The 19,017-nt window shown below is 40.7% G+C and carries 22 protein-coding genes; 9 read left to right on the top strand and 13 right to left on the bottom strand.

Annotated elements, in window-relative coordinates:
* Position 1: 1 nt before the first annotated feature.
* The 5 genes from AWW67_RS09930 to AWW67_RS09910 form a co-directional block, all read right to left on the bottom strand.
* Positions 2-634 (bottom strand): nucleotide exchange factor GrpE, encoded by a 633-nt coding sequence (locus AWW67_RS09930; protein ID WP_260311402.1) that lies wholly within the window; start codon positions 632-634, stop codon positions 2-4.
* Between the two features lie 109 nt (positions 635-743).
* On the bottom strand, positions 744-1,745 hold the full coding sequence (gene obgE, locus AWW67_RS09925) for a GTPase ObgE (protein ID WP_062301493.1): 1,002 nt from the start codon (positions 1,743-1,745) through the stop codon (positions 744-746).
* 131 nt (positions 1,746-1,876) lie between these two features.
* Entirely contained in the window at positions 1,877-2,455 is a 579-nt protein-coding gene (locus AWW67_RS09920; protein WP_053223994.1) for an adenylate kinase, read from the bottom strand.
* A gap of 45 nt (positions 2,456-2,500) precedes the next feature.
* Positions 2,501-3,040 carry a hypoxanthine phosphoribosyltransferase gene (hpt, locus tag AWW67_RS09915; protein ID WP_062301555.1) on the bottom strand — a complete coding sequence of 180 codons (540 nt, stop codon included), beginning with the start codon at positions 3,038-3,040 and terminating at the stop codon, positions 2,501-2,503.
* Between the two features lie 29 nt (positions 3,041-3,069).
* Positions 3,070-3,984: a M20/M25/M40 family metallo-hydrolase gene (locus AWW67_RS09910; protein ID WP_062301553.1), complete on the bottom strand. Its 915-nt coding sequence runs from the start codon at positions 3,982-3,984 to the stop codon at positions 3,070-3,072.
* A gap of 131 nt (positions 3,985-4,115) precedes the next feature.
* Between AWW67_RS09910 and upp the strand changes: the two genes are divergently transcribed.
* From upp to AWW67_RS09895, 3 genes are read left to right on the top strand one after another with little or no spacing between them, the layout of a single operon-like run.
* Positions 4,116-4,757 (top strand): uracil phosphoribosyltransferase, encoded by a 642-nt coding sequence (upp, locus tag AWW67_RS09905; RefSeq protein WP_062301491.1) that lies wholly within the window; start codon positions 4,116-4,118, stop codon positions 4,755-4,757.
* Positions 4,758-4,760: 3 nt separating this feature from the next.
* On the top strand, positions 4,761-5,702 hold the full coding sequence (locus AWW67_RS09900) for a calcium/sodium antiporter (protein WP_062301490.1): 942 nt from the start codon (positions 4,761-4,763) through the stop codon (positions 5,700-5,702).
* Positions 5,702-6,154, top strand: a complete 453-nt coding sequence (locus tag AWW67_RS09895; protein ID WP_062301488.1) for a hypothetical protein — start codon at positions 5,702-5,704, stop codon at positions 6,152-6,154. The genes AWW67_RS09900 and AWW67_RS09895 overlap by 1 nt, the downstream gene beginning before the upstream one ends.
* A 162-nt stretch (positions 6,155-6,316) precedes the next feature.
* On the opposite strand, the gene sdaAA is transcribed toward AWW67_RS09895, so the two are convergent.
* Positions 6,317-7,222 (bottom strand): L-serine ammonia-lyase, iron-sulfur-dependent, subunit alpha, encoded by a 906-nt coding sequence (sdaAA, locus tag AWW67_RS09890; protein ID WP_062301486.1) that lies wholly within the window; start codon positions 7,220-7,222, stop codon positions 6,317-6,319.
* A gap of 154 nt (positions 7,223-7,376) precedes the next feature.
* Here sdaAA and hemE point away from each other — a divergent pair, with 154 nt between their 5' ends.
* The 3 genes from hemE to AWW67_RS09875 all read left to right on the top strand — a co-directional run bounded on the left by hemE (position 7,377) and on the right by AWW67_RS09875 (position 10,683).
* Positions 7,377-8,420: a uroporphyrinogen decarboxylase gene (hemE, locus tag AWW67_RS09885; protein WP_062301484.1), complete on the top strand. Its 1,044-nt coding sequence runs from the start codon at positions 7,377-7,379 to the stop codon at positions 8,418-8,420.
* Between the two features lie 15 nt (positions 8,421-8,435).
* Positions 8,436-9,176: a hypothetical protein gene (locus AWW67_RS09880; RefSeq protein ID WP_062301483.1), complete on the top strand. Its 741-nt coding sequence runs from the start codon at positions 8,436-8,438 to the stop codon at positions 9,174-9,176.
* Positions 9,177-9,357: 181 nt separating this feature from the next.
* Positions 9,358-10,683, top strand: coding sequence for an amidohydrolase (locus AWW67_RS09875; RefSeq protein WP_062301481.1), 1,326 nt, complete (start codon positions 9,358-9,360; stop codon positions 10,681-10,683).
* 50 nt (positions 10,684-10,733) lie between these two features.
* Here the strand turns inward: AWW67_RS09875 and AWW67_RS09870 are convergent, their stop codons facing one another.
* Positions 10,734-11,729 (bottom strand): bifunctional heptose 7-phosphate kinase/heptose 1-phosphate adenyltransferase, encoded by a 996-nt coding sequence (locus tag AWW67_RS09870; RefSeq protein ID WP_062301480.1) that lies wholly within the window; start codon positions 11,727-11,729, stop codon positions 10,734-10,736.
* Entirely contained in the window at positions 11,729-12,928 is a 1,200-nt protein-coding gene (locus tag AWW67_RS09865) for a pyridoxal phosphate-dependent aminotransferase (RefSeq protein ID WP_053223986.1), read from the bottom strand. The genes AWW67_RS09870 and AWW67_RS09865 overlap by 1 nt, the downstream gene beginning before the upstream one ends.
* A gap of 241 nt (positions 12,929-13,169) precedes the next feature.
* Between AWW67_RS09865 and AWW67_RS09860 the strand changes: the two genes are divergently transcribed.
* Positions 13,170-13,631: a hypothetical protein gene (locus tag AWW67_RS09860; protein ID WP_141655428.1), complete on the top strand. Its 462-nt coding sequence runs from the start codon at positions 13,170-13,172 to the stop codon at positions 13,629-13,631.
* 83 nt (positions 13,632-13,714) lie between these two features.
* On the opposite strand, the gene recR is transcribed toward AWW67_RS09860, so the two are convergent.
* Both recR and AWW67_RS09850 read right to left on the bottom strand, forming a co-directional pair.
* On the bottom strand, positions 13,715-14,320 hold the full coding sequence (gene recR / locus AWW67_RS09855; protein WP_053223984.1) for a recombination mediator RecR: 606 nt from the start codon (positions 14,318-14,320) through the stop codon (positions 13,715-13,717).
* Positions 14,321-14,347: 27 nt separating this feature from the next.
* Entirely contained in the window at positions 14,348-14,629 is a 282-nt protein-coding gene (locus AWW67_RS09850) for an ATP-dependent Clp protease adaptor ClpS (RefSeq protein WP_062301478.1), read from the bottom strand.
* Between the two features lie 135 nt (positions 14,630-14,764).
* Here AWW67_RS09850 and AWW67_RS09845 point away from each other — a divergent pair, with 135 nt between their 5' ends.
* The gene (locus AWW67_RS09845) at positions 14,765-16,219 is read left to right on the top strand and encodes a sodium:solute symporter (protein ID WP_062301477.1); all 1,455 of its coding nucleotides are present in this window, start codon (positions 14,765-14,767) and stop codon (positions 16,217-16,219) included.
* A complete protein-coding gene (locus tag AWW67_RS09840) occupies positions 16,219-16,854 on the top strand; it encodes an alpha/beta hydrolase (RefSeq protein WP_062301475.1) in 636 nt (211 codons plus the stop codon). Before AWW67_RS09845 ends, AWW67_RS09840 begins: the two co-directional genes overlap by 1 nt.
* 23 nt (positions 16,855-16,877) lie before the next feature.
* Here AWW67_RS09840 and AWW67_RS09835 read toward each other — a convergent pair whose 3' ends face one another.
* From AWW67_RS09835 to AWW67_RS09825, 3 genes are read right to left on the bottom strand one after another with little or no spacing between them, the layout of a single operon-like run.
* The gene (locus AWW67_RS09835) at positions 16,878-17,621 is read right to left on the bottom strand and encodes a TerC family protein (protein WP_062301474.1); all 744 of its coding nucleotides are present in this window, start codon (positions 17,619-17,621) and stop codon (positions 16,878-16,880) included.
* A gap of 13 nt (positions 17,622-17,634) precedes the next feature.
* Positions 17,635-18,555, bottom strand: coding sequence for a mechanosensitive ion channel domain-containing protein (locus AWW67_RS09830; protein WP_053223978.1), 921 nt, complete (start codon positions 18,553-18,555; stop codon positions 17,635-17,637).
* A 47-nt stretch (positions 18,556-18,602) separates the two neighbouring features.
* Entirely contained in the window at positions 18,603-18,941 is a 339-nt protein-coding gene (locus AWW67_RS09825) for an MGMT family protein (RefSeq protein WP_062301472.1), read from the bottom strand.
* Positions 18,942-19,017 lie beyond the last annotated feature (76 nt).

The following is a 19,017-nucleotide window of genomic DNA, read 5'->3' as shown; positions in this document are numbered from 1 at the left end:
CTTATGCTCCTATCACCACCTTTGCGAAACGAACTACTTTTTCACCTAAGAAATAGCCCTTTTCAACGGTATCTATAATCTTACCTTTTAACTCTTCTTCTTCAACCGGAAACTGCGTAACCGCCTCGTGCAAGTCTGCATCGAAAGCCGTTCCTTTTTCCGTATTCATTAATTTAAGTCCCTTTGCCTCAAGTGTTTTCAAAAGCTTTTTATGAATTAAATCAAAGCCTTCTTTCACCACTTCTACATCTTCTTGCTTTTGATTGGCTTGTTGAGCTCTTTCAAAATCATCTATGGTAGGGATTAAATCAGCCATTAAGTCTTGCGAGGCTGTTTTAATCAAATCTATTCTTTCTTTAGCGTTTCTTCTTCTGAAGTTCTCGAACTCAGAATACAACCTTAGGTATTTGTCTTTTGCTTCTGCTACCTCAATGGTCAACTTTTCTTCAGCAGTTAACTCAACAGGTTCTTCTATTTCTTCGTTCTGCGCTTCAGCAGCCTCATTAGCTTCTATCTCTTCAGCAGTAAGATTATCCTTTACCACTTCCTCGTTCTCTTGCGCTTTGTTTTTCTTCTTCATCGATTCTCTATCAGTTTTTAAAAATGCCGAAAACATTTTCTTAATTCTCGCCATTTTACCTCCTTAAAAACAGACGCTCGGCTACAATTATATTGCCAAGCGTAGTTTTGTGTCATTCTGACATAAGATGTAAAAAGAAAGAAGGTAAATGGCAGTTCCCCAGCTAAGGTTTAGCGGGATTCAGTTTTGACCAAAGTAAGTCTTTCAGTTCTTGCAGCCCAATATTAGCCACTGATGAAATAAATAATGTAGGCAGTGTTTTAGGCAACATTTCCTTCATCTCTTCAATCATTTGCTCATCTAACATATCGGTTTTAGAAATTGCTAGAATTCGCTCTTTATCTAACAGTTCAGGATTGTATTTTGTGAGTTCCCCTAAAAGGATTTCATATTCTTTGGCTACATCATCGGCATCGGCAGGCACTAAAAATAGCAACAATGAATTGCGCTCTATATGACGTAAAAACCTTAAACCCAACCCTTTTCCTTCAGCAGCCCCTTCAATAATTCCAGGAATATCGGCCATTACAAAAGAACGGTGGTCGCGATAAGACACCACGCCCAAATTAGGAACAAGGGTAGTGAATGGGTAATCCGCAATTTCTGGCTTGGCAGCCGAAAGCACTGAAAGCAAAGTTGATTTACCCGCATTTGGAAAACCTACTAAGCCTACATCGGCCAAAAGCTTAAGCTCGAGCACGAAAATAGTATCAATCCCAGGCTCTCCAGGTTGTGCATACCTTGGTGTTTGATTGGTAGAAGTATTGAAATGTTGATTTCCTAAGCCCCCTCTTCCGCCTTTGGCAAGTATAATTTCTTCGTTGTGCTCGGTAATTTCACAAACAATTTCATTGGTTTCAGCATCGCGTGCTACGGTACCTAAAGGCACTTCCAGTATAATGTCTTTCCCATCTGCTCCAGTACTGCCATGTCCTGATCCACCTTCGCCATTTTGAGCGAAAACGTGTTTCTGATATCGAAGGTGAAGCAATGTCCAAAGGTTTGAACTTCCGCGAAGAATAATATGCCCACCACGACCGCCATCACCACCATCGGGGCCACCTTTGGGTACGTGTTTTTCTCTACGCATGTGTACAGCGCCTGCGCCTCCATTGCCCGATCGGCAATAAAGTCGGACGTGATCGATAAAATTGGAACTGGCCATAATACGTATTTAACTTTTGTTCGAATTAAGAACGCCCCCTAACCCGTAGATTAAAAAGGGCTTTATGAAAATAAAAAAGATGATCAACCCGAAAGTGACCATCTTCAAATTACTAATTTTTTCAAGCAATATTAAGCGTAATGCCCATCTATTGCCTTTTCTATCTGAGCGAAAATTGAGTCGATAGTACCCACTCCATTAACCCTGCAGATTTTATTTTGTTTGGCGTAAAACTCAGCAACAGGAACCGTTTTGTTATTGTACTCCTGAATTCTAACGTTAATTTTTTCTTCATTTTGATCGTCTGCTCGGCCTGAGGTTTTGCCTCTTTCTAACAAACGCTTTTTCAGTTCTTCAACCGGCACTTCGAGCATCACCATGCAAGAAATGGAAGTATCATATTTAGCTAAAAGTTCATCTAAAGCCTCTGCTTGGGCTACAGTTCTGGGGAAGCCATCGAAAATAAAACCTGGAGCAGTTTGAAATTCCTTCACTGTTTCACCCACCATTCCAATCACTACTTCGTCTGGAACAAGTTTTCCGTTGTCCATAAAGCCTTGTGCTTTTTTGCCCAATTCGGTGCCTTCTCCTAAATGCTTTCTGAATAAATCTCCTGTGGAAATGTGTTTCAGCCCGTACTTTTTAATGATGTTTTCGCTTTGTGTACCTTTCCCCGCTCCTGGAGGGCCGAATAAAACTATATTAACCATTTACAGAATTAGATTTTGAGGGTTCAAATATAGTGAAGGAAATTTTTAGGCTTCCTTCAATTGATAAATATCTTTGAGATTTCGGCCATGGCCGTTGTAATCTAGGCCGTAACCTACCACAAATTTTTCAGGAATCTCAAACCCTACATAGTCGAGTTTCAGGTCTTTTTCAAGCTTTTCGGGCTTTAAGAGCAGTGTAGCTACTCTTATAGATTTCGGTCCTCTTTCCTGAAAAAATTTAATTACTTGTTCCATAGTGAGGCCTGAATCTACAATGTCTTCAATGAGAATAAGGTGCCTTCCAAATACGTTTTCTTGTAGTCCGAGCACTTGTTTTACAGCCCCACTACTTTCCATTCCTTTGTAGGACGCCATTCGGATGAAAGCTATTTCTGAAGGTACATTTACGGCCTTCATCAAGTCGCTGGCGAACATAAATGAGCCATTCAAAATACCAATAAACAATGGATTTTTATTAGCGTACTCCTCATTTATCTCTTCGCCTATTTCCGCTATGCGCTGTTGAATTTTGGTTTCATCTAAGTAAACCTCAAACTCCTTTTCTCGAACTTTGATTGTATTCACAGGTAATAAATTTTGGCGCAAGTTAATAATTACAACCGCTCCATCAGCACTTTGTACAAAGCAATCATGCAAGCGATGTCGTGCTTGTGAACTTTTTCATTGGGGCTGTGTACATGATCTTCAGGTGCGCCAACAAAACACCAATCAAACGGATAAGGTGAAAGTTGAAGTTCTCGACCATCACTAGAGCCAGCGCCTTCTACTTCAAGTTGAAAGTCAATGCCTGATTCCTCGGCAATTTTGATGATTTTTTGAATATAGCTTCTGCGCGGAATATTTCTGTCGCGCATTGAAATGGCTACGCCTTCCCCGTGCGGAACTCCTTCGGTAACCCAAGTAATATCTGAAATTAAGGCTTGCCTTACGCCCCATTGTTCATACATATGTTTGGCCAAATACGGCACGGCTCCCCCTCCGTGTTCTTCCCAACAACCAAAAGCAATTACTCCGTTTTCTAAGGTTTCAGCTACTTTTAATGCATTGAACACCCCCAAACGGTTGTCCATATAACAAGACTGAATGTATTCATCATCTTCGCGAAAATCGCACTTAAAAACTAGCTCTGTTCCTCGATCAATACCTCTTGGAAACTTGTAATAAAGGTTTCCATCGTCTTCAAGTAATTCGCACTCAATGGGTCCCATTGAATCTTCTCCCACCAACTTATAGCCAGTTTCTGCTTTGGGGCCGCCAATGGCCACTAACTGATCGTTATAGCGCACTGTAAAACCAATGCTGTCCATGTGGGCAAAAATGGCAGTTCGAGGTGTACCGAATTTGAGCATGACGCAGTCTTGGAATTTATCTCCAAAAATCACTTCAGGTTTGGTCTTCCATTTAGAAGCATTGACCTCCACGTAATTTAAGATGAACTCTTTCATGGCAACTTCGTTTCCAGAAGGTGCATGAATTTGGCAAAGGGTTTTAAGCAGTTTGAAATCCATAAGTGAGAATTTGGCCAAAATTAAGTTGGTCTTTTGTGATACCCTAGCATTGTCAGGCAAATTCACCTTTCAACCGATATTGTCTGAATGAGCGAATGTTTCCATTAAATTTGCAGCGAATTTGAAATTGAATGAGAGTACTCAATACATCAAACAGCATTGCCAATACTTATTTGGCCGAACTCAGGAATGTTGAGGTGCAAAACGACCGGTTGCGCTTCAGAACAAATTTGCAGCGACTGGGAACTTTGATGGCCTATGAAATTTCGAAAACACTTCATTTTGAAAAACAAAAAATTCAAACCCCGCTGGCCATTACTGCTGAACAAACCATTAGCGACTCAATTGTATTGGTGTCTATTTTACGGGCTGCGGTGCCCTTTATGAATGGTTTCTTAGATGTATTTGACCATTCTGAAGTTGGCTTTATTGGCGCATGGCGAAAAGAAGAAACCGAAAATATTGAAGTAGCGTTGGAGTACTCAGCTGCGCCAAACTTAGAGGGAAAAACATTGATTTTAATAGACCCAATGTTGGCAACTGGCAAATCGCTGGCAGCCAGTCTTAATCAAATTCTTAAAAACGGCAAACCAGCCAGTATTCATTTGGCTTCAGTAATTGCCGCACCAGAGGGCATTGAATACCTAAAAAGGAACATCGAGGTCGACCATGAGTTATGGATATGGGCGGTAGATGAAAAGTTAAACGATAAATCATACATAGTGCCCGGTTTGGGCGATGCGGGTGATCTTTCATTCGGGTCAAAACTTTAATTCATGCTATTGAGTACGATTCTAATTCTTGTTTTGGGTTTGGCTACCCTAATTGTTGGTGGTGAGGTGCTTGTAAAAGGAGCGTCAAAATTGGCCTTGCGTTTTAACGTGAGCAGCTTGGTGGTTGGCCTTACCGTAGTTGCTTTTGGTACCTCGGCACCAGAGTTACTTGTCAGCTTGAATTCAGCCTTGAAAGGTGCACCTGATTTTGCTTTGGGCAATGTAATCGGCTCCAACATTTCCAATTTGGCTTTAGTGCTAGGAACAGCCGCTCTTTTTGGATTTATTCCCATAAAAAAAGACAGCGCAAGAAGAGATTGGCCTGTAACATTAGGCTCATCAGTGCTCCTCTACATTTTCGCTTACAACGGCATGATTTCTAATTTAGAAGGCACAATTCTAGTGATTCTATTGGTGATTTATTTAGGTTCATTGCTGTACACTACACGCAAAGAACAAATCAAACTTGATGTGGAAGAGCCAGACAAGCTAGAAAAATGGGGAATTGTTAAAGATATTTTTCAGGTGAGTTTAGGTATTGTTTGCCTCTATTTTGGTGCAGATTGGTTTATTGGTGGTGCCGAAGAAATTGCTGTGGATTTAGGTGTGTCGCAGCGCGTTATAGGGCTTACTGTATTGGCGTTAGGCACAAGCTTACCCGAACTTTTTACTTCTGTAATTGCGGCCCGAAAAGGAGAAACCGATCTTGCATTAGGAAATTTATTGGGTTCCAATATTTTCAATGTGCTTTCCATTATAGGGATTACAAGCATTATTAAGCCTCTTTCGGTAAACATGGACATGCTCCATACCGATTTCCCTTGGATGATCGGTATTACAATACTTATCCTTCCTTTGATGGTCTTCCGTAAAAGACTAGGAACGCCTTCTGGAATTATCCTGATTGGCTCATATCTAGTCTATGTGTTTTTCTTATTGAAGTAATGTTAGAGAAGGTTCTTACTTACCTTGGCATTTATTTGTTGGCTTGCCTCAAGTCAATTCTCCCTCCTTTATTAGGGCCGAATGTGGGCATGAGTCCATTGGAAATTATCATTATCACCATGGCTGGACTAATGACCAGTGTAGTCTTATTTTCTTTTTTAGGAGAGAAAATAAAAAAGAATGTGCTCCCTATTTTCATTAGAAAGAAAGGTAAATTTTCGCCTCAAAGCCGCAGAATGGTAAGAATTTGGACGAAGTATGGCATTATTGGCACCTGCTTTCTTACCCCTCTAATCCTATCTCCAGTGGGTGGTTCTCTTTTGGTTTCAACTGTGGGTGCTCCTCGCAAGCAAGTCTTTTTCTATATGTTTATTTTTGGGTTGTTTTGGTCTATTGTCTGGACATTCTCAGTGGATTGGCTAATTGATTTGGGCTTGATTAATTCGAGGTAGTACTGAATACTAGGAAGCATTCTTGAGATAACTATCCCCCTCGCTGGCGAGGTGAGGCATAAGATTGATATACAGGTCTGACCTTCGGTGCCGACCTAAAAGTAGTCCATCGAGTAATCGGTCGGTACCGAAGGTCAGACCACATTAAAAAGAAGAAATTCCTTACTCCTCTCCCTCATCAGGTAACATTTCAATGTCTTGAATCAATACTTTTTTTGAAATGGCTTGACCCGTGAGTGTAGCGGCTAAGCCTCCCATGGCTGTTTCTTTGTAGCGGGTTTCCATGCTTTGACCTACTTCGCCCATGGCTTCAACACATTCGTCTACCGGAATTACTGCGCTTACATTTGCCAGCGCTATTTGTGCCGAACTATTGGCAATAGCGGCTGCACTTGCATTTCGTACCACGCAAGGCACTTCAACCAAACCTGCAACTGGGTCACAAATTAAGCCCAACATGCACTGAATGGTAATAGCCACTGCATTAAAAACTTGGTCGATTGAGCCGCCTAAACAATACACAATAGCACCAGAAGCCATTGCTGCTGCGCTACCCGTTTCGGCTTGGCAACCACCCACTGCTCCAGCAATGGAAGCACGTTTTTCCATAATCAAGGCAATACCTGCGCTTACTAAGAGCCCTTCGTGAATCTTACGGTCAGGCACATCGTGCAACTCTTGGAAGGTAACTAGCACTCCTGGGATAATGCCCGAAGCACCAGCTGTTGGAGCAGCCACAACGCGCCCCATGCATGAATTCACTTCCTTAGCAGCCAGTGCACGAGAAATCAAAACTTGGAATTCTTTACTTAAAACAGTTACCGGGTGGTTGTACACTTTCTTCGCGCCATTATTTATCATTCCCGAACGAGAAGTCATGTCTTCGGTGAGACCTGTTTGAACTGCCTCCTTCATTACGGTATAGGCATTCTCTAAGCTGGCCCAAATGAATGCTTCATTGCGTTGCTTTTGCTGCACCTCGTATTCAATTACGGGTTCAAAAAGCTTCATATCATTTGCCTCACAATAGGACTTCCAACCTTTAAAATCATCGAAAAGAAAGCTCATAACTGTATACCTTTTACACAAAGCTAAGGGAATTAAGGGAAAGGATTGCAAGCAAATTGAGAAAGCCTATGCCCCTTAAGATTAAGGGAAAACTGATAGTACTATTCATTGTTTTGAGAAAGGGTTTAGAACGAACAATTCCTATCTTTGCGGCATGGAATTGAAGAACGATCTGATTTTACGTGCGGCCAGAGGCGAAAAGACTGAAAGAACTCCAGTATGGTTAATGCGCCAGGCAGGCAGAATTTTACCTGAATATCGTGCGGTTAGAAATAGCCTGAGCGGATTTATTGAATTGGTGAAAAATCCAGACTTGGCTGCCGAGGTAACTATTCAACCAGTGGATATTTTGGGAGTGGATGCCGCCATTATTTTCTCAGATATTCTCGTGATTCCAGAAGCCATGGGCTTGCCTTACGAAATGATCGAAAAGAAAGGGCCTTGGTTTCCGAACACCATAAAGTCTGAGGCAGACTTAAAAAACATCAGAATTGCCGATTCTTCTTCTGATTTGGGTTATGTTATTGATGCCATTAAAGTAACCAAAAGAGAACTGGCTGGGCGTGTGCCATTGATTGGTTTTGCTGGCGCACCCTGGACTATTTTCTGCTATATGGTAGAAGGCCACGGAAGTAAAACCTTCTCTAACGCCCGAAAAATGCTGTACACTCAACCTGCTTTGGCCGAAAAGCTGATGCAGATGATTACCGACAGCACCATTACTTACTTGAAAGCTCAAATTGAAGCAGGCGCCAATATTGTTCAAGTATTCGATTCGTGGGCAGGTATTTTGCCGGCAGATCAATACGAACAATTCTCGATGAAATACATTCGTCAGATTTGTTCGGCCATTACCGAAGTGCCCGTAACTGTTTTTGCCAAAGGAGCTTATTTCGCTAGAAAATCTATGGCTACTTTAGATTGCGAAACCATTGGGCTGGACTGGAATATGGACATTAAAGAAAGTCGTGAGCTAGTTGGGCCAAATAAAACTTTGCAAGGAAATCTTGATCCATGTGCGCTTTATGGCTCTAATACCGAAGTAGAAGCTGCTACCAAAAAGATGCTTGATGCTTTTGGGCCAGACCGTCATATTGCCAATTTAGGTCACGGTGTTTACCCTGATATCGATCCTGAGAAGGTGAAGGTGTTTGTGAATACAGTGAAGGAATATAGCGCAACACTCCGTAACTCTTAACTTAACCATGACTCAGTGTGGGAGGTAAAAAACATATCCACGGAGAGAAGGACTCTTAACTTCGAATCATCTGGACAAGGTGTTCATGTAGGCACATCTATATATGCCAACAATGAACTTCTATTTAATCAAGCAGAATCAATTCAAGATCACGGAGAGGGAGAAAATGTATTCCAGTCTATTATCTGTGACCATTGTGGATTTTCAAATTGTGAGCCTGGTAATTGGATTGCCCTGAGGAAAATTGGTGATGCCCATCTTATCATACCTGTATTTGATTGGATTATAGAAGAGGAGGATTCTTTGAAAAATGAATATTTGCCACCTAAATATATATCATCTCAAGGGGCTGGTATTATTGACTCTTCTACATTTGATAAGTTGAAAGAGTTAATTACGCCATTCAAGGAAATTCACGAGGTTAAAGAACTTACCGGAAAGGAACTCGCGACTTTATACAAGTATGAGACCCCAACGCGCCTTTTTGGAGACTTACCTAAGATCGGGCAAATAAAAAAAGACCAAATTATAGGTTGTTCTGAAGGTGAAGTAAGTCTTTATCTAAAGCTCATAGATGAAAAGATTTATCAGATTGAAAAGTGCAGCACAGTTCAACTTGTAAAAATGGATGATAACTATCGCTTTGTAAGTTTTTTTCTTGATGATCTTGGCTCTACGGAATGGAAGGCAGCTACAATTGACTCCGAGGGAAACATAGAATTATTGATTGACAATTGGAGAGTTATTAGCAATTAAGCTTCTTAAGAAGTTCGGTTAAAGTGAGTAAAAATAATGCATAACTAACCTCACAGCTATCCTTAAAATTTAAAAATTCTTCTTTCTTAAATCTTAGGAAGCTCTTTTAAAAAACTAAGGGTTCATCACCCACTTTCAAATATCACTTGCTTTGTGTTAATTGGTTAGTAAATCTTGAGCTATGAAAAGATCCTACCAACTCTCTCTGATGGCATTTATGCTTTTAGCCCTGTCGGCTTTTACTTTTAAAACTGACCCAGCGCCTTCTTTAAAAGAAAGAATTATCGAACTCTCTAAAAAAGTGGAGCCTAAGGTAATTGAATGGCGACATCACATTCATGAAAACCCAGAGCTTTCCAATCGCGAGTTTAAAACAGCCGCCTATATCGCAGCTCATTTGAAGGGTTTGGGCATTGAAGTACAAGAAGGCGTGGCCAAAACAGGAGTCGTGGGAATTCTTAAAGGAGGAAAACCCGGGCCAGTAATGGGCTTAAGGGCCGATATGGATGGCCTCCCCGTAAAAGAAAAAGTCGATTTACCTTGGGCATCTAAAGCCATGGGAGAATACCAAGGCGCTGAAGTACCTGTGATGCATGCCTGTGGACACGACACGCATGTAGCCATTTTAATGGGGGTGGCCGAAGTGCTTTCTCAAGTGAAAGCTGATTTAAAAGGCACCATAAAATTTATTTTTCAACCTGCGGAAGAAGGCGCTCCTGCTGGTGAAGAAGGTGGTGCAGACTTAATGGTCAAAGAAGGAGTCTTAGAAGGAATGGATGCCATTTTCGGCCTACACATTAATGCCCAAACCGAAGTAGGGCAAGTGAAATATCGTCCCGAAGGAATTATGGCAGCCGTAAATAGCTTCGAAATTAAAATCAAAGGAAAGCAGACGCATGGTTCTACACCATGGACGGGCATTGACCCCATTGTAACTGCAGCGCAGATCATTAATAATGTTCAAACCATAGTGAGCAGAAGTATGCCATTAACGACTCAAGCAGCCGTAGTTTCATTTGGTAAAATTGAAGCGGGGGTAAGAAGCAATATTATCCCAGAAGAAGCCACCTTGGTGGGCACCATTCGTACGTTGGATGCCGACATGAGAGAAAGACTTTTCGAACGTCTTCGCACCATTGTAAAGAGTACCGCTGAAAGTAATGAGGCCGAAGCCAGCTTGTACATTGATAAAGGTTATCCTATTACCTACAACGACCCACAGCTTACGGCTAAAATGGCTGACACATTCGTAGATGTAGTTGGTGCCCAAAACGTAACTCCCAACATGAATGCCATTACGGGAGCTGAAGATTTTTCATTCTTTCAGGAAAAAATCCCTGGGCTGTATTTCTTTATTGGAGGTGCTCCAAAAGGAGTGGATGCTGAAAAACAAGCTCCTCACCATACGCCAGATTTTTATGTGGATGATGCTGGAATGTTAACAGGCATCAAATTATTGAGCAGAATAGTTGTGGATTATCCTGAGGTGACGATTTCGAAAAAGTAACAGGAAATAAAGAAGCTTTCCAAAAGGCAGAACTTTTGGAAAGCTTTGAATCAATTCAGAATCTTATTGTCTTCGGCTTCTTCCATCAAGTCTTCTTTATTGATGGGCACTACGCCTACATGTTCGCAGACCAAGCCACCCGCTAAATTGGCCAAGGCCGCAGCTTTTTGAGCCGACATTCCCACTGCCAAAGCGCAAGCCATTACACTGATTACTGTGTCGCCAGCGCCAGAAACATCAGAAATATGGCGGATGTGGGCAGGAATCAAATGTGTTTCGCCATTGTCTTTAATGAAAACCCCGTATTCCGAAAGGGTCACCATCACCATTTCGGCATTCAGTTTAGACTGAAGCAAAGTCACTCCATCGCGCACCGAATCTATGTTTTTAGGATCCACTTGAATGTTCAATCCTTCTCTCAATTCTTTCAAATTAGGCTTAAAAAGGGTCACCCCTTTATAGTCCATAAAGTTGCGCTTTTTGGGATCTACCACCGTTGCTATGCCCAATCGGGTTGCCTCCTTAACGGTTTCTTCAATAATGGTGGCGTTAATTACACCCTTATCGTAATCTTCAAAAACCACCACATCGCAATCGGGCAATAAACGCTTGATATTGGCCAATAGCTGTGCTTGTTCAGTAGCACTGAGCTCCTTATCGGTTTCAGTATCTACCCTCAGCATTTGATGCGCTCCGGCCAAAACACGCTCCTTCACCGTAGTATCTCTTTCAGAGCTGGTCATTACTCCATTGCTTGGAATTCCTTTTTCTTCCAATCTGTTCAAGAAAAATTCACCGTCTAAATCGTTGCCCACAATGGCACATGGAATTGGAGTAGCCCCTAATGCTTGTACATTCAAGGCTACATTTGCAGCACCTCCCAAACGTTTCTCTTTTCTTTCTGTAAGCACCACAGGCACAGGCGCCTCTGGCGAAATTCTAGACACTTTACCAAACACATAAGAGTCTACCATTACATCGCCAATCACCAATACTCTAAGTTTGGAGAAGGCTTCGAAAAGTTCGTTAACGCTTGAGAATTCCATTAAGAAAGTTTAGAAACTGCTATTTTAATTCTCGTAATGGCTTCACGCAAATCTTCTTCAGATGCTGCATATGACAAACGAATACAGTTGGCATCGCCAAAAGCATCGCCAGTTACCACAGACACCTGCGCCTGATCTAAAAGGTATAGGCTTAGGTCATCTGCATTGTTAATGGTTACGTTTCCATCTGTTTTACCGAAAAGCGCTGTTACATCTGGAAAGAAGTAGAAAGCACCCGTTGGTAAATTGGTTTTAAAGCCAGGCACTTCGTCCAATAATGCTTTTACTATATCTCTTCTTCTTAAATATTCCTTCGACATTTCTACTGTTGGAGCAAGATCCGTAGTAAGTGCAGTTAAGGCAGCTCTTTGGGCAATGCTACAGTTGGCAGAAGTAATTTGTCCTTGAATTTTATTGCATGCTTTGGCCAACCAAAGTGGTGCGCCTAGGTATCCAACTCTCCAGCCCGTCATAGCAAAACCTTTGGCCATACCATTAATGGTTACGGTTCTGTCAATCATTCCTTCAATGGCACCAATACTGGCGTGAGCACCTGTATAATTAATGTGTTCGTAGATTTCGTCTGCAATAACCACAATGTCTTTGTGTTTTTTAATTACTTCAGAAATCGCTGTTAATTCCTCTAATGTGAATACAGAACCTGTTGGGTTACATGGCGAAGAATAAATAATGGCCTTGGTTTTTGGCGTAATCGCTTGCGCCAATTGCTCTGGAGTTACTTTAAAATCTGACTCAATTCCTCCTTTTACATACACAGGTACACCGCCCGCTAATTCAATAAGTGAAGAATAACTCACCCAAAATGGAGAAAAGACTACCACTTCATCACCTTCATTCAATAAAGCTAAAAATACGTTGGCGATAGATTGCTTGGCTCCATTGGAAACCACAATCTGATCGGGTGAATAATCTAAGTTATTCTCGTTTTTGAATTTAGCCGAAATGGCTTGTCTTAGGTCTAAATAACCGTTTACAGGAGGGTAAGCAAAGTATTTACCTTCATCAATTGCGGCCTTAGCGCCCTCTTGAATATGCTTTGGAGTTTTAAAGTCGGGCTCGCCCAAACTTAAACTTATCACGTTAATGCCTTTTTCTTTTAGCTCTCGGGCTTTGGCAGCCATGGCTAATGTGGCCGATTCGGCCATGTTCTTTACTCTATCAGATACCATTGTAGACATTCGATTAATTCAATGTGGGGCAAAAGTAGCTATTTATAGATTGTTGTACCAAAAACCAATTGGAATGTTCTACAATTCCACAAACTGTTGAATCAAAACGACCGAATATTTCTCGATTGTAGAAAATATTTCCCCACCCCATTTCTATACTCCAACATAAAAACGAGCCATACATTAAAATTTCGAATGATTCTTCGGTTTGGCACGGTTATCACATATAGACTAGTCAAACGACATGGTTATGAAAACTTTAGAAACTAGCCCGGAAAAATTGAAAAGAGTAATTAAGAAAATTGCTGACGCAGCTAAGATTGCCCACTTCATGAACAAATTTGCTGTATCAGAAGATTCTAAAGATTACTTCGCCATTCACGAAAATAATTTATCAAACACCAGGGCCTTGCTTTTCAAAAGCATTGGTGCCTCTACCAAAGACCTACATCTTTTGTATGGTACCAACTGGGCGCCAGCTTTAGTATATGCTCAAATTCGTTTTTGGAAATACAACGATCTAGAAATGATTGATGTATTGAAATCTAAAGTAAGTAAAGTTCTTACAGAGCTTGAGGAAGTGGCTTCAACTCCACATTCAAACATAAGAATCAGTGATTTGAATGAAGCTTCGAACAACTTGAGCATTCTATTATCAGCCTTGAATACCCAGCGCTTTTATGCATCGGGTATGTTAAGCGAAATCAATTAGGCTTTTAGCCGTAGCTATAGATGACGAAGGGCGATCGAAATGATCGCCCTTCGTGTTTTTATGTCTGTGCTGTTGAAGCAATTTTATTTGTATTCAGAACGAGTCATAATGCTTCGACCCAAAGTAATTTCATCGGTGTATTCTAACTCCCCACCCATCGGAATTCCACGTGCAATCGAAGTAATCTTCACTCCGAATTCCTTCAGCCTTTTGGTAATGTAGAAAGCTGTGGTATCACCTTCCATGGTAGGGCTTAGGGCTAAAATTACTTCTTCTATTTTGGGTTCGCTCAGTTGAATTCGCTCTACCAAAGAGTCGATATGAATATCGCTTGGACCAATCCCTTCAATCGGAGAAATAACACCACCCAGAACATGATAAAGCCCTCTGTATTGAGCCGTGTTTTCAATGGCCATTACATCAGGCGTGTCGGTAACCACACAAATAGTGGTCAAATCGCGTTTAATCGTACGGCAAGTACAGTCTGTCGTGTCGGAAATAATATGGCAAGTACCACAGTACTTTATTCCATCACGCAACTCGTTAAGCGCAGTGGTTAAATGAGCCGTACTGATGGGGTCTTGTTTTAGTAAATGAAGTACCAGCCTTAAGGCGGTCTTTTTTCCTATGCCCGGAAGTTTAGAGATTTCCTCAATGGCATTGTCGACAATTTTGGGAGGGAAGTTCAAATTGAGCTCTGATGAAAATCTTTCTAATTATAACACAGTGGCGGTAATTCCTGCTGAAAGAATACTCTCGCACATTGGCTTCAATTCTGTAAACGATCCATTTTTAACTGTGCACTTTCCTTTATAATGAATCAACAGTGTACACTGTTCTGCTTGCTCGGCAGTGTGCTTACACACTTTCATTAAAATATTAATCACGTGTTCAAACGTGTTAAAGTCATCATTAAAAACTACCAAATCACATAATTCCTCATCTGTAGTTTTTTCGAGTACCTCGACTAACTCTTCTTCTTGATAGCTGAAATTCATGTTTTTAATTTTTTACAAATGTACAAAAAAACACTTGTTGCCTAAACTGTCTGTTTGTCTAATTGGTTCGTTCCGCTTTTTGGTGTCCACAGTTTTTTCACGGATATTCAAACTTTAATTTACTAGTTCTTTGGTATGAACCCCACTTTAGTGATTTCAATTATAGGCGGTTATTTTCTACTGCTGATTCTCATTTCTCGATTTACCTCGAAAGGGGCTGATTCGGCTACCTTTTTTACGGCCAACAAACAGTCGCCTTGGTATTTGGTAGCTTTCGGAATGATTGGGGCTTCCTTGTCGGGAGTTACCTTTATTTCTGTTCCCGGTGAAGTAGGGAATAGCTTCTTCTCTTATTTTCAGGTTGTTTTGGGGTATATCGTTGGTTACCTCATTATTGCCACGGTGTTGATGCCTCTTTATTACCGTCTGAATTTGGTTTCTATATATACCTATTTAGAACAGCGCTTTGGCTTTTGGTCATACAAAACGGGGTCGTTTTTCTTTATGCTTTCCAGAACAATTGGGGCTTCCTTTCGCCTTTTTTTAGTAGCCAGTGTACTTCAGATTGCGCTTTTCGATAGTTATGGCGTTCCGTTTTGGGTTTCGGTACTCGTTACTATCGCCCTTATTTGGGTGTATACTTTTAGAGGGGGAATAAAAACCATTGTGTGGACGGATACGCTACAAACCTTTTTTATGCTCTCAGCAGTGGTGATTACCATTTATATTATTACCAAAGAAATGGGTATTGGTCTGGGAGATGCCATTACTCAAATTAGCGACAGTGAGTATTCCAAAACATTCTTCTTCGATTGGAACGACAAAAAAGATTTCTTCAAACAGTTTATTTCTGGGGTATTTATTGCCATCGTGATGACGGGTTTAGACCAAGACATGATGCAGAAAAACCTAACCTGCAGAACCTTGAAGGACGCTCAGAAAAATATTTTCTGGTTCACTATAGCTTTGGTGATTGCTAATATCCTTTTCTTGGGAATGGGTGCACTGCTCTATTTGTATGCAGGCCAAAATGGAATTGAAATTCCGACAAGAACGGATAATTTCTACCCTTTAATCGCTTTGAATCACCTCGGCACTTTTGGCGGAATTGTATTCTTATTGGGCATTGTGGCTGCGGCCTACTCCAGTGCCGACTCTGCCCTTACCTCGCTTACAACTGCATTCTGTGTCGATTTCTTAAATTTTGAAAAGAAAGAAGAATCGGTAAAGAAACCGATTAGGCTTAAAGTGCACTTGGGCTTTTCTGTGTTGCTCTTCATCGTCATCATTATCTTCAACGCGATAAACGACAGTAGTGTAATTAGTGCGATTTTTAAAGTGGCTGGTTATACTTATGGCCCGCTATTAGGCCTTTTCAGTTTTGGATTGATGACCAAACTAAAAGTGAAAGACAATCTGGTACTGCCTGTTTGTTTGCTTTCTCCGGCCATATCTTACCTAGTAGATATGAATTCATCTGCTTGGTTCAACGGTTTTCAATTCGGATTCTTTATCCTGATTTTTAATGCAGGGCTTACGTTCTTGGGAATGTTGCTGATTTCTAAAAGTTCAACACAACAAATCGTCTAATGAATTTCTACTGCTTTAGTGGGCTTGGAGCAGATAAAAGTGTATTCCAGTTTCTTGAAATTGAAGGGGTTAAATTTCATTATGTAGATTGGATAGAGCCACTCAACAATGAATCACTAGAGGACTATAGCCGAAGGCTTATCGGTAATCTGAAATTAAGAACCCCGTATAGCTTTATAGGAGTTTCTTTCGGAGGAATGATTGCCTTGGAGGCTTCAAAAATCACTAACCCCATCAACGTATTTCTTGTGTCAAGCGCGCAAAGTTCATTGGAAATACCAATAATATTTCGGCTTTTGGAACGAACCAAACTATACAAAATCATACCCGATCGACTGTTCAGAACACCGAACCGTTTCACTAATTATTTATTTGGAGCCTCTAGGCTAGAGGAAAAGAAAATTTTAGATAACATCATTAGAAATATTGATGTCAAGTTTCTTAAATGGGCATTTGGCGCAATTGTAAATTGGGTTCCAAAAGAAAATAAAAAGGCAATAAGAATACATGGGACAAAAGACCGAATAATCCCGTTAAGAGTTCAAAACATATCCCTTCGCATTAGCGGTGGATCACATCTGTTGATTGTCCGTAATGCAAATGAAGTAAGTGGGTTTATTTCTGCACTCTTATAGCACACAAATAGATTAAGGGAAATTTACTCCTCGCCAACAATTCTTTTTCTGAGTTTCACCACGCGGTCTTTGCTACGCTTTCTCATATTGAGAGCTTCCACCGCTAACGAGAAGAATACCGCAAAGTAGATATAGCCCTTTTCAATGTGTTCACCAATGCCTTCGAGCACTAGCATAAAACCAATTAAAATCAAAAACGACATGGCCAACATTTGCAGCGATGGATGTTTGTTGATAAAAGCACTGATTTTTCCTGCAGAAGACATCATCACAATCATGGCTAAAGTAACTGCAATAATCATGATCAATACATGCTCTGTAAGGCCCACAGCGGTTAAAATAGAATCAAAAGAGAAAACGATATCTAAAGCTACGATTTGAAGAATCACTTTACTCACAGTAACACTTTTACTCTTCTTCACCTGATGCTCATCTCCCTCTAAAGTGTGGTGGATTTCAGTCGTGCTCTTTCCGATTAGGAATAAACCTCCCAAAATTAAAATCAAGTCTTTTATACTTACATCATGCTCTAAAACGGTAAAGAGGGGTTCAGTAAAACCAATGATCCAGCTGATTCCCAAAAGCAAACCAATACGCATGATCAAGGCGAGTCCTAAACCTAGGTTTCTGGTTTTTTTACGATCCGCCTCTGGTAGTCGGTTAGAAACAATTGAAATGAAAATGATGTTATCGACCCCGAGAATAACCTCTAAAAAAGTAAGGGTTAATAGTGCGACAAGGCCTTCTGATGTAAGTAACGCTTCCATTCAAATTGACAGTTTATTGTTGGGCAAGAGGCACATAGTTTTCTTTGGCGTAATTCAGAATGGTTTTATTGGTAAACCTCCAAACCGCCCTTTCCATTTCCTTGCTCTTTTTATCGAGTGTAATGTAAAGTTTCAGATTCACCGTATCCTTCAGAATATGGAAAACCCTTAAGCTAAATTTTTCAAGATTGATACTAGGAAACTCAGACTTAAGTGCTTTTATGATGTACTCTTCAAGATCGTCTGGATTGCCCAAAGTTTGCCTGTCCATTTCAAAATCGAAGCTTAGTTTTTTAAAATTCTTTTTACTGGTATTCACCACATTATGGGTAACAAGCAAAGTGTTAGGTACATAAATAATCTCGTCTTCATCGCTTAACAGCACCACGTTCAGCAAAGTAATATCAGTTATTCTGCCACTGTGTTCTTCAATAACAATATAGTCGTTCAACGAAAGCTGATTGGAGAACATCAGTATAAATCCGTTGATGGTGTTTGCTATGTAATCCTTAGAAATAATGGCAATTGCAGCAGCAACAATACTAATGGAAGTGAAAAACTCCTTAGCATCTAAGCCAAAAAGAGCCAACAATGCAAACAGTAAAATGATGACATGGAGAATAGCTGAGATTCCATTGATCCCTAAAATGAAGTTATCTTTAAAGTCAGTTCCTTTCTTCTTTCGCTTGAGGTAGAAATACACCATCAAGATTCGACCGAGCGACACAAGCAATATACCTGAGATGTAAGAGATAACCGCAGGGACTATTCTAGTTCCAAAAAAGCTCCCTTCTTCAAAGTCAGGTTTTAACCAAAACCTCCAAACCAATATAATCACCAGCACAATAAATTTCAGGAAGAAAAACAGTCGTCTTCTTCCTTCCTTTTTTGCCTGATCAATAGGCTTATTTGCTTTTACTCTCGTCTTAATCATGATTATAAATCCACTGCAAAATTAACGGAATTTCGAGCCAAAAAAGTTTAAAGTTCTAACTCTTTAATCGGTTCCCAATACACCTCTTTAAACCCCACAATTTTATCTTCGCTCACTTTTACTCCTTCGGCTTCTAAACGTTCTTGCATCAGGGTGGGTGTCTGAAAATGATGACGACCGGTTAAAACTCCAGATCGGTTTACTACCCTATGCGCAGGAACATCTGACAGTCCATGTGCTGCATTCATGGCCCAGCCTACCATTCGGGCGCCACCCTTTGTGCCTAAGTATTGAGCAATGGCTCCATATGAAGTAACTCGCCCTGCAGGAATGAGTTTAACTACTTCGTAAACATTATTAAAAAAGTTGCTGTGATCTTTTGCCATAAAGCTAAGTTGAGCATTCTGAACTACTCAAACAAAAAATGACACCCCTAAGAGTGTCATTTTGATCGATTCTGTC

The organism is Roseivirga seohaensis, assembly GCF_001592945.1.
Taxonomy (GTDB): Bacteria; Bacteroidota; Bacteroidia; order Cytophagales; family Cyclobacteriaceae; genus Roseivirga; species Roseivirga seohaensis.
The sequence above is the reverse complement of the archived record's forward strand: the minus strand, read 5'-3'. Positions and strand labels throughout refer to the sequence as shown.

Excerpts from the sequence above, each read along its gene's own strand:
- AWW67_RS09865 (WP_053223986.1), bottom strand. The coding sequence starts at position 12,928 with ATGTCTACAATGGTATCTGATAGAGTAAAGAACATGGCCGAATCGGCC.
- AWW67_RS09825 (WP_062301472.1), bottom strand. The coding sequence starts at position 18,941 with ATGGCAAAAGATCACAGCAACTTTTTTAATAATGTTTACGAAGTAGTT.
- AWW67_RS09900 (WP_062301490.1), top strand. The coding sequence starts at position 4,761 with ATGCTATTGAGTACGATTCTAATTCTTGTTTTGGGTTTGGCTACCCTA.
- AWW67_RS09845 (WP_062301477.1), top strand. The coding sequence starts at position 14,765 with ATGAACCCCACTTTAGTGATTTCAATTATAGGCGGTTATTTTCTACTG.
- AWW67_RS09830 (WP_053223978.1), bottom strand. The coding sequence starts at position 18,555 with ATGATTAAGACGAGAGTAAAAGCAAATAAGCCTATTGATCAGGCAAAA.
- AWW67_RS09875 (WP_062301481.1), top strand. The coding sequence starts at position 9,358 with ATGAAAAGATCCTACCAACTCTCTCTGATGGCATTTATGCTTTTAGCC.
- AWW67_RS09870 (WP_062301480.1), bottom strand. The coding sequence starts at position 11,729 with ATGGAATTCTCAAGCGTTAACGAACTTTTCGAAGCCTTCTCCAAACTT.
- AWW67_RS09930 (WP_260311402.1), bottom strand. The coding sequence starts at position 634 with ATGGCGAGAATTAAGAAAATGTTTTCGGCATTTTTAAAAACTGATAGA.
- sdaAA (WP_062301486.1), bottom strand. The coding sequence starts at position 7,222 with ATGAGCTTTCTTTTCGATGATTTTAAAGGTTGGAAGTCCTATTGTGAG.
- obgE (WP_062301493.1), bottom strand. The coding sequence starts at position 1,745 with ATGGCCAGTTCCAATTTTATCGATCACGTCCGACTTTATTGCCGATCG.
- upp (WP_062301491.1), top strand. The coding sequence starts at position 4,116 with ATGAGAGTACTCAATACATCAAACAGCATTGCCAATACTTATTTGGCC.
- AWW67_RS09895 (WP_062301488.1), top strand. The coding sequence starts at position 5,702 with ATGTTAGAGAAGGTTCTTACTTACCTTGGCATTTATTTGTTGGCTTGC.
- AWW67_RS09835 (WP_062301474.1), bottom strand. The coding sequence starts at position 17,621 with ATGGAAGCGTTACTTACATCAGAAGGCCTTGTCGCACTATTAACCCTT.
- hemE (WP_062301484.1), top strand. The coding sequence starts at position 7,377 with ATGGAATTGAAGAACGATCTGATTTTACGTGCGGCCAGAGGCGAAAAG.
- AWW67_RS09860 (WP_141655428.1), top strand. The coding sequence starts at position 13,170 with ATGAAAACTTTAGAAACTAGCCCGGAAAAATTGAAAAGAGTAATTAAG.
- AWW67_RS09850 (WP_062301478.1), bottom strand. The coding sequence starts at position 14,629 with ATGAATTTCAGCTATCAAGAAGAAGAGTTAGTCGAGGTACTCGAAAAA.
- AWW67_RS09920 (WP_053223994.1), bottom strand. The coding sequence starts at position 2,455 with ATGGTTAATATAGTTTTATTCGGCCCTCCAGGAGCGGGGAAAGGTACA.
- AWW67_RS09910 (WP_062301553.1), bottom strand. The coding sequence starts at position 3,984 with ATGGATTTCAAACTGCTTAAAACCCTTTGCCAAATTCATGCACCTTCT.
- AWW67_RS09840 (WP_062301475.1), top strand. The coding sequence starts at position 16,219 with ATGAATTTCTACTGCTTTAGTGGGCTTGGAGCAGATAAAAGTGTATTC.